This window comes from Roseicyclus sp. (assembly GCF_965662675.1).
Lineage (GTDB): Bacteria > Pseudomonadota > Alphaproteobacteria > Rhodobacterales > Rhodobacteraceae > Roseicyclus.
In genome coordinates this window covers 1-8,881 of record NZ_CBFIIK010000108.1, presented here as the reverse complement: position 1 = coordinate 8,881, position 8,881 = coordinate 1, and the positions used below count along the sequence as shown (strand labels likewise).

The window sequence follows — 8,881 nt, the reverse complement described above, 5'->3', positions numbered from 1 at the left end:
CAGCCCTACCAGATGGTGCAGGATCTGCGCACGGGCTTCGAGACACGCGACACGGGCGGGGTCTTGGATGGTGATCTGGACGGGTTGATGGCCAGCGTTCTGGCGATGGATGTCTCGGGCAAGTCACGCGCCGAGGCGCGCGCCGAAGGCTGAGGCGGTCGTCGCCTGCCCTCGGGCCACGGTGCGGGGCCGCTCGGTGGGGCGATGGGGCGATGTGGCTGAGCGGGTTTGCCTGTTTGGCCGAGGTCCGGGCCGTGGCGCGGGCGGGATGCCTCCGGCGGGGATATTTATGAAACGAAGAAGCGGAAAGGTGTCGCGTCATGGCTGAGCTGTTGCGTTTGGGGGCGGGCGCGTTGCAGGCGATGATCGCGCGGCGCGAGATCTCGCCGGTGGATCTGATGCGCGAGACGCTGGGGCGGATCGATGCGGTCAATGGCGATCTGAACGCCATCGTGGGTTTGCGCGACCGCGAAAGCCTGATGGGCGAGGCGCGGCTGGCCGAGGCGATGCCGCCCGAGGGGTGGCTGCATGGTATCCCCGTGGCGGTCAAGGATCTGGTGGGTGTGCGTGGGCTACGCTCGACCTGGGGATCGCCAATCTTGAAAAACAATGTTCCGACCGTCGATGATGGCTTGGCGCGGCGGCTGCGGGCGGCGGGTGCGATCATCATCGGCAAGACCAATGTGCCGGCCTTCGGTCTTGGCTCGCACACCGTGAACCCGGTCTACGGCGCGACGCGCAACCCCTATGATCAGACGAAAACGGCGGGAGGATCATCGGGTGGGGCGGCTGTGGCCTTGGCTGCGCGGATGCTTTGTGTGGCCGATGGGTCTGACATGATGGGGTCGTTGCGTAACCCCGCGGCATGGAACAATGTCTATGGGTTTCGGCCCACAGCCGGTCTTGTGCCGGGCGAGGCGCGCGACAGCGTGTTTCAGCATCGCCTCTCGACCGATGGGCCGATGGCGCGCGATATCGCCGATCTGGAGCAGATGCTGACGACGCTTTCGGATGGCGCTTACCGGACCGGCGCGGGGCGCGCACCCACCCGTCCGCGCATCGGCTGGCTTGGCGATTGGGGCGGGGCCTACGCCATGGAACCCGGTATCTTGGCGCAGTCCGAGGCGGCGCTGGTTGTGATGGAGGGTCTGGGCTGGGCGATAGAGCCCATCGCTCCGCCATTTGCGGCCGAGGCCTTGTGGGAGGCGTGGTGCGTCTTGCGCCAATTCGCCGTGGCGATGAACCTTGGCCCCTATTGGCGTGAAGAGGCGCATCAGGCGCTGTTGCCTGCGCAGGCGAAATGGGAGATCACCCATGGCTTTGCGCGCAAGGTGGCCGAGGTGGAATGGGCCGCCGAGACGCGGCTGGCATGGCTTGCGACTGCGCGCGAGATGTTCGGGCGCTTCGATGCGGTGATCTTGCCCTCGACGCAAGTTTGGCCCTTCGAGGTCGCTGCGGGGTTTCCGATGCAGATCGGGGATCGATTGATGGATAGCTATCACCGCTGGATGGAGGTGGTGGTGCCTGCAAGCCTTGCCGGGCTTCCCGCGCTGGCCTTGCCCGCGGGCTTTGGGTCAGGGGGGCTACCTGCCGGTGTGCAGATGATTGGCGCACCCGGCGCGGATGGGGTGCTGATGGCCTTGGGGCATGCCTATCACGCGGCAAGTGATTGGCCGGGCAAAAACCCGCCCATGCTCTGAGCGTTTCACTTGGCGCGCGGCTTGGGCGCGGTCTAGACTATGGCTGTGCAAGCATCCACGTTCCGGGAAGGCAGGGGGCGATGAGCGAGCTGAGCGATCCGGCGATACCCCCCCGCGCACCATCCAAGGTGCCTGAGCTACGCGACATGGGCTATGGTGATATCGCGTTCGCCTTGCGCGCCGGGCTGCATGATTTCCGCCGCAAGCCGATGATGGGGCTGTTCTTTTCGCATGTCTATGTGGTCGGCGGCTGGCTGCTTTACGTATTCCTGTTCATCACCGATCAGATCTGGTGGGCGATCCCGATCACGCTTGGCTTTCCGCTGCTCGGCCCGTTTCTGGCGGTGGGGCTTTACGAGGTGTCGCGCCGTCTTGAGGCGGGGCAAACGCAATGGCGCCGCAATGACATTCTCGGCGTGATCTGGCGCCAGCGGATGCGGCAACTGCCCTCGATGGCATGGGTGATCATCGTCTATTTCCTGTTCTGGTCCTTCTTCGCGCATATGCTTTTCGCGCTGTTTCTGGGGCCATCGGCCTTGATGAATGTGACCAGCTCTTACGCCTATCTGCTGCAGCGCGAAGGGATCTTGATGCTGGCGGTGGGTGCGGGCTTTGGCGCGGTCTTCGCCTTCGTGCTGTTTTGCCTGACCGCGGTCTCATTGCCTTTGCTGCTGGACAAGGAGTTGGATTTCGTGACCGCCATGCTGACCTCGCTTGCGGTGGTGGGGCGCAACAAGGCGGTGATGACGGCATGGGCCGCGACGATCGCGGGGATGGTGTTTCTTGCGATGCTGCCGGGGCTGTTGGGGTTGTTCATCGTGCTGCCCGTCTTGGGTCATGCCACATGGCATATTTATCGCCGGGCGCTGACGCCGCTGGATTGAAGCGGGCAAGAAAAAAGCCGGGCAGAAGCCCGGCTTTGATCAGCGATTGTGCTTTCGCAGCGTGATCAGATCAGTTCTCGCCCGTCGGTGCGGGGCCGGCCGATGCGGGCCGGGGCACGGCCGGCGCCGGCGTTGCGGCGCTGCGCGGAGGCATCGCGGTCGAGCCGGTGGCCAAGGGATCTTCCGCACGTTGCACCGAACCCTCGAAATGCGCACCGCTTTCGATGGCGATGGTCTTGTGAATGATGTCGCCCTCGACGCGCGCTGTGGAGGTCAGCCGCACCTTGAGGCCGCGCACCTTGCCCACGACGCGGCCCGTGACGACGATGTCATCGGCCACGATCTCGCCTTCGATATTGGCGGTTTCGCCGACGGTCAGAAGATGGGCGCGGATATCGCCTTGCACGGTGCCCTCGACCTGAATGTCACCCGTGGTGCGCAGGTTGCCCACAACGGTGAGGTCCGAGCTGAGCAGCGAGGGCGTGGGTTTGGATTTCGGCGAAGAAGAGGGGGTCGAAGACATGTCTGCTCCCGATCTGGGGCTGGATTTTGAGTCGGATACGTTGCCCTCGGAGCCGGTATCGGCGGCAGAGGATTTCGCTCCGGGTTCGTTGATCTTGGATTTAGAAAACATCGCGTCCTGCCGTGATGAAGGTCATAGGGTTCACCGGATCGCCATTGCGCCGCACCTCGTAATGGAGATGGGTGCCAGTGCAACGTCCAGTGCAGCCCATATCACCGATATGTTCCCCGCGCGAGACCCTTTCGCCGACCCGCACGTTCAATCGTGTGAGATGGGCATAACGAGTGACGATGCCAAAGCCGTGATCGATCTCGACCATCAGCCCGTAACCGCTGTGCCGGCCTGCGGAAATCACCGTGCCATCACCGCCCGCGACGATGTCCGTGCCGCGCGCACCGGCGAAATCCACACCGGCATGGAGCCGCCGACCACCGTTGAACGGGTCGCGGCGATAGCCGAATCCCGAGGTCTGGCGAAAGGAACCCTGCACGGGGATGGAGAAAGGGAGCTGCTCGGCGGCCATACGGCGCAGGTTGAGCGCGTCGAGCTGTTCGAGCAACTCATTGGCCCTGAGCGACATGCGGTCGGGTTCGCCATCCCCCATGGTCGAGACCGCGATGGGCATCAGCGGCCCGCCTTGGCCAGAATAGGTGGCGCGCATCTGTCCGATCAGGCGATCGGTGGGAATGCCCGACGAGCTCAGCATACGGTCCAGCGGCTCCATCGACATGGCCACGGCTTCTTCGATCTGGCGGAAGACGCGCTCTTGGCGTTCTTGGGCCAAGGCAAGCTCATGTTCCATCTGCGCAACGGTTTGCGTGGCTTGCGCGGCAAGCGCCGCGGCATCGTCGCGCTTGCCTGCTGTCGTGTCGAGCGCATCTGCAAGCACCGCGATCGCTTGGCGCAGGTCGGCGTCGCGCGCGGCGACTGTTTCGGTCGAGCCTGTTTCGCGTTGCATGGCATCGCGCATGCCTTCCAAAGCCGCGCGCGCTGTGTCGCGGTCTTCCATGCTGCGCCGCAATGTCGTCTGGATCACATCGACCGCCGTTTCAAGCTCGCGGCGGCGCTCTTCGGCATCGAGAAGGCGCACCTGCATCAGCGCAACCTGATCCATGGCGGTGGAAAACCGTTCTTGCGCTTGCAAGGCTTCCGCGGTGCGCAGCTCGACCTCATGGGACAGCGCGTTCAGGCGGTTTTGGTATTCGAAGCTTTCGCGCTGCGCTTGTTCGCGCGCATTGCCGGCCGATATCGTATCGATCAAGAAGATGGAGGTGATGATCACCGTCCAGCTCAGCAGCCCGGCAAGGCCCAGCAAGATCGCGCCCTGCGTCGTCGGGCGCAGCCGAATGAAACGCATGCCATGATCTGATTTCAGAAACAGGCGCTGCTCGGGCAGGCGTTGCTCCAGCGCCGCTGTAAGGCGATTGATCATCCGTCCTGTCACGATATCTGCCCCATCTCTTCACGGTCTAGTATTGCGCGGCTTTGCCACCGCTACAGCTATGACCTTGCACAGGAATAACCACAGCTTCCCCGCGCCTCAACACAGGATGTCGGATGCCGGGGCATGTCGCTCAAAAATCGCGCATTTGGGCGAAATTCCGCCGATGGCTGGCACGATTGCGTGCCGTCATTGCGCCAAGGGCCAGTAGAAATCCGGCGGCAGCCCTGCCTCGGCGCGTTTTTCTTCGTTGAAGGGCGGCTTGAGTGCGCCGTGGAAATAACGCTGTACAAGGGCGTGAAACGCCTCCTTGGGGTCGATCTCGTGGCGGCCGCACAGGAAATGGAACCATTTCGCGCCATAGGCGACGTGATGAACCTCTTCGGCATAGATGATGCGCAGCGCATCCACCGCCATCGCCGCGCTGGGGTCGTCGCTGGCTTTCTCGAAAATCGCGATCATACCCGGTGTCACATCAAGGCCGCGCGCCTCGAGTACCATGGGAACGACGGCCAGCCGCCCCATTAGGTCATCGACCGTGTCGGATGCCGCCCGCCACATGCCGGCATGGGCGACAAGTGCGCCGTAATGGCTGCCCATTACTTCAAGACAGTCGGCCATCAAATTGAAATGCTTTGATTCTTCGTCAGCCGCCTTGACCCAATCATCATAGAATCCGATCGGCATGGGCGTGGCGGTGAAGCGCGCGATGATGTCCCAATGAAGATCGACGGCGTTCAACTCGATATGGGCCACCGCGTGCAACAGCGCGATCCGGCCCGCCTGTGTGCCGGTGCGCCGGCGCGGCACCTCGCGCGGGTCGCGTAGATCGGGTTTGACGGGGCGGGCGGGCTGATCGGGCGGCGTCGCATGGCCGATCTCGACCGTTTGGCCGACGGCGCGTGCTTCGCGCCACTGGGCGGCAAAGCTGCGCGATAGCGCGGTTTTTTCACGGGCATCGGCGGTGCGCAGCACAGCCTCGGCCATCTGGGCGAGGGAAAGCATCTGGGTCATGGCGGCGGTGTGCGGCCAAGGGGGCGCAAGGTCAAGCGCCCCCGGCTTTGCCGATCACAGCGCCTTGACCGCGTCCAGCACCTCTGCCGCATGGCCCGGCACTTTGACCTTGCGCCAGACCGCGCGCACCACGCCCGACCCGTCGATCAGAAAGGTCGCGCGCTCGATGCCCATATAGCTTTTGCCATACATGGATTTCTCGACCCAGACGCCATAGCGCTCGCACAGATCGCTATCCTCGTCCGAGACCAGCGCCACACCGAGCGTGTGTTTTGCGACGAACTTGTCATGCTTGGCGGCGCTATCCTTGGACGCTCCCACGACAACCGCGCCCGCAGTGGCGAACGCATCGGCCAAAGCGGTGAAATCCACCGCCTCGCGGGTGCAACCAGAGGTGTCGTCCTTGGGGTAGAAATACAAGACCACCGCCTTGGGCCGCAGCGCCGATAGTGTCAGCGTTTCACCGCCGTTGCGCGGCAGGGTGAAGTCGGGGGCTTGGGTGCCGATCTCGATCATGGAATCCTCTCGTCTTGGGCGTGCATCTGGCATATCGGCGCAGGCGCGCCGCACGGTTTGCAAGCTAGGCGGTTTGCGGCGAAGATAAAGGGGGCACGGACACAAGGCCGATGACACAAGACGGGCAGGGCATCGCGACAAACCAGACACAGGCCAAAGCCGCACCCCGAAGGGCGCGGCGCTGGCTTGTGGGCGTTTTGCTTGTCTTGGCGGTGATCATCATCATGCCGATCGCGGCGACCGCGGCGCTTTGGCTGCGTTTGGGCACGGGGCCTGTCACCTTGCCCGCCGCCTTGACCGAGCGCATCACCACGCGCATCGACGGCGCGATGCTGGCGAACAGGATTGCGATCGGGCGCATCCAGATCGGCCGTGCGTCCGGCGATGCCGGGTTCGACATGACGATCCGCGATCTGACCATGACCGACCCCGATGGCGCGATCCGCGCGGCTTTCCCAGCCTTGGTGGTCAATCTCTCCGGTGAGGCCTTGTTGCAGGGCGATGTGGCACCGGTGCGGGTGGATCTGCAAGGCGCGGGTCTCAGGCTTGCGCGCGACGCGACGGGCCAGATCGACCTGGCCCTGATGGCGGGCGGCATGGCCAGCGAGATCGGCCTTGGCGATAGTTTGGCGCGGCTCGAACGCATGTTGGCCTCGCCGGCTTTCGCCCGGCTCGAGGCGGTCAATGGGCGCGGGCTGGAACTGGTCATGGCCGATGCCATGACCGGTCAGACGATGCGGGTCAGCGATGCGCGGATGCGCCTTGAACGGGTAGATGGGGCGCTGTCGCTGCGCATCGGCGGCGCGCTGGAAGGCAGCCGGGATGCGACCATCGACATCGACCTTGCGCGAAGCGCACAAAGCGGCGCGACCGATCTGGTGTTTTCCTTCGATGGCCTTGCCGCGCGCGATATCGCCACGATCGGGCCGGCGCTGGCTTGGGTCGATCTGCTGCGCGCCCCGATCTCAGGGGTGGTGCGGGGTCAATTGGCCGCCGATGGGGGGGTGGGCGATCTAGAAGTCGCCCTTGATATCGGTGCGGGCGAGGTCCGCCCAAGCGCCGATGCCGCCCCCATCGGTTTCGACGGGCTGCAGGTGGCATTGCATTATGACGCAACGGCCGGGCGCATCAGCTTCGATCGTTTCGATCTCGCCGCGCCGTTGGTGCGGTTCCAGGCCAATGGCCATGCCGATCTTTCGCCCGATGGCAGCGGCTATTTGGGCCAATTCGCGCTGAGCGATATCACCATCGCGGCATTGGACGGTATGGCGGCCCCCATCGTGCTTGATACCGCGCAGATCGATCTGGCGCTGACGCTTGCACCGGAGTTGCGCGTCGAGATCGGGCAGGCGGTCGTCGCGCATGCGGGGCGCATCCTGCGCGCGCAGGGCCATGTCGGCGCGGTTGCCGGGGGGCTGGACATCGCCTTCGATCTTGCGATGCCCGAGGCCGAAACGGGGGAGGTGCTGGCCTATTGGCCGCAGACCCGCCTGCCGCGCACGCGCGGTTGGTTGCAGGACAATGTCGCGAGGGGGCGCTTGTCGGATGTCGCCTTTTCGCTGCGCGCGATGCCCGGCGCGCCGATCCGCAGCGCGCTGGGGCTGAGCTTCGACGCTGCCGATATCCGCGTGCTGCCCTTGATGCCGCCCATCCGCAATGCGGCCGGATACCTCAGCATCGGCGATTCCCGGATGGTTTTGCGGCTCGATACTGGGCAGATGACCGCCCCCGATGGGGGAGAGGTCTCTTTTGCCGGATCGGTCATGCAGATACCCGATACGCGCCAGCCCGGACCAGAGGCGCAGATAGATCTCGCATTGTCAGGGGGCTTGGGCGATGTGCTGACGCTTTTGCGCGCGCCGCCCGTGCGCCTTTTGGCTGAAGGGGCGATGACAACCGACCGGCTGGGCTCGGGGCAGGTTGCGGCCACGGCACGCATCCTGACCCGCCTGATGCGGCAAGGCGAAGGCGGGCAGACAAACGTCACGGTCACGGGGCAGGTCACGGATTTCGAGGCCGCGGCGCTGGTGCCCGGTCGGCGGCTGACGGCGGATCGGCTGGATATCACCCTCGATGACGCGCGGTTGCGGATCGCGGGTGAGGCGCGGCTGGACGGGGTCGCATTCTCGGGGCAATGGAGCCGCGATCTCGGGCCCGATGCCGCGCGCGCCTCGCGGCTCGAGGCTGAAACGATCCTGAGCCGTGATCGGCTTGCAAGCGTCGGTGTCATGCTGCCCGGTTGGATGATGCGCGGCGAAAGCGCCGCCGCGCTCAGCCTTGATTTGCCCGATGATGCGCCGCCCGTGCTGCGTATCTCCTCGGATCTGGCGGGGGCGGGGTTGGCTTTGCCGCCCTTGGGCTGGCGTCAGGGGCGCGAGCGGACGGGCCGCATGGCGGTGGAGGTCCGGCTTGGGCCCGATCCGGCGGTGACCGAGTTGGCGCTGGCGGTCGATGGGCTGGATTTGTCCGGGCGTATCGCCTTGGGCCAGAATGGCGGCATGCAACGCCTGACCGCCGACAGGTTCCGGCTTGGGTCATGGTTGGATGTGACAGGTGCATTGTCGCCGCGCGGAGTGGGGCAGGCCCCCGCCATCGAGATCACCGGCGGCACGCTCGATCTGCGCGGTGCGCCCCAGATCGCGCAAGATGGCCCGCGTCTGGACGGCGGCCCGATCACCGCGACGCTTGACCGGCTGCAGGTGACCGAGGGTATCGCCATCAGCCCGCTGATCGCCGATCTCACCACCCAAGGTGGCTTGTCGGGGCAGTTTCGCGGCCGGGTGAACGGCGAGGCCCCGGTCAC

At 65.1% G+C, this 8,881-nt stretch carries 7 protein-coding genes and 1 pseudogene; 4 read left to right on the top strand and 4 right to left on the bottom strand.

Annotation, left to right across the window (positions count from 1 at the left end; all coding sequences use genetic code 11):
- The 3 genes and pseudogenes from prfB to ACTG4J_RS13065 all read left to right on the top strand — a co-directional run.
- Positions 1–153 (top strand): annotated as a pseudogene (gene prfB / locus ACTG4J_RS13075) (peptide chain release factor 2); the annotation flags it as partial.
- A gap of 167 nt (positions 154–320) precedes the next feature.
- On the top strand, positions 321–1,700 hold the full coding sequence (locus ACTG4J_RS13070) for an amidase (RefSeq protein ID WP_439140178.1): 1,380 nt from the start codon (positions 321–323) through the stop codon (positions 1,698–1,700).
- Positions 1,701–1,780: 80 nt separating this feature from the next.
- The gene (locus tag ACTG4J_RS13065) at positions 1,781–2,584 is read left to right on the top strand and encodes a DUF2189 domain-containing protein (RefSeq protein ID WP_439140176.1); all 804 of its coding nucleotides are present in this window, start codon (positions 1,781–1,783) and stop codon (positions 2,582–2,584) included.
- A gap of 70 nt (positions 2,585–2,654) precedes the next feature.
- Here the strand turns inward: ACTG4J_RS13065 and ACTG4J_RS13060 are convergent, their stop codons facing one another.
- From ACTG4J_RS13060 to ACTG4J_RS13045, 4 genes are all read right to left on the bottom strand, one after another.
- Positions 2,655–3,218 (bottom strand): bactofilin family protein, encoded by a 564-nt coding sequence (locus tag ACTG4J_RS13060; protein ID WP_439140174.1) that lies wholly within the window; start codon positions 3,216–3,218, stop codon positions 2,655–2,657.
- On the bottom strand, positions 3,208–4,539 hold the full coding sequence (locus ACTG4J_RS13055; protein WP_439140172.1) for a DUF5930 domain-containing protein: 1,332 nt from the start codon (positions 4,537–4,539) through the stop codon (positions 3,208–3,210). The genes ACTG4J_RS13060 and ACTG4J_RS13055 overlap by 11 nt, the downstream gene beginning before the upstream one ends.
- Positions 4,540–4,737: 198 nt before the next feature.
- Positions 4,738–5,553, bottom strand: a complete 816-nt coding sequence (locus ACTG4J_RS13050; RefSeq protein WP_439140180.1) for a ferritin-like domain-containing protein — start codon at positions 5,551–5,553, stop codon at positions 4,738–4,740.
- Positions 5,554–5,616: 63 nt separating this feature from the next.
- Positions 5,617–6,078, bottom strand: coding sequence for a peroxiredoxin (locus tag ACTG4J_RS13045; RefSeq protein ID WP_439140170.1), 462 nt, complete (start codon positions 6,076–6,078; stop codon positions 5,617–5,619).
- Positions 6,079–6,188: 110 nt separating this feature from the next.
- Between ACTG4J_RS13045 and ACTG4J_RS13040 the strand changes: the two genes are divergently transcribed.
- The coding region (locus tag ACTG4J_RS13040) for a hypothetical protein (protein ID WP_439140168.1) at positions 6,189–8,881 on the top strand (2,693 nt) is incomplete at its 3' end.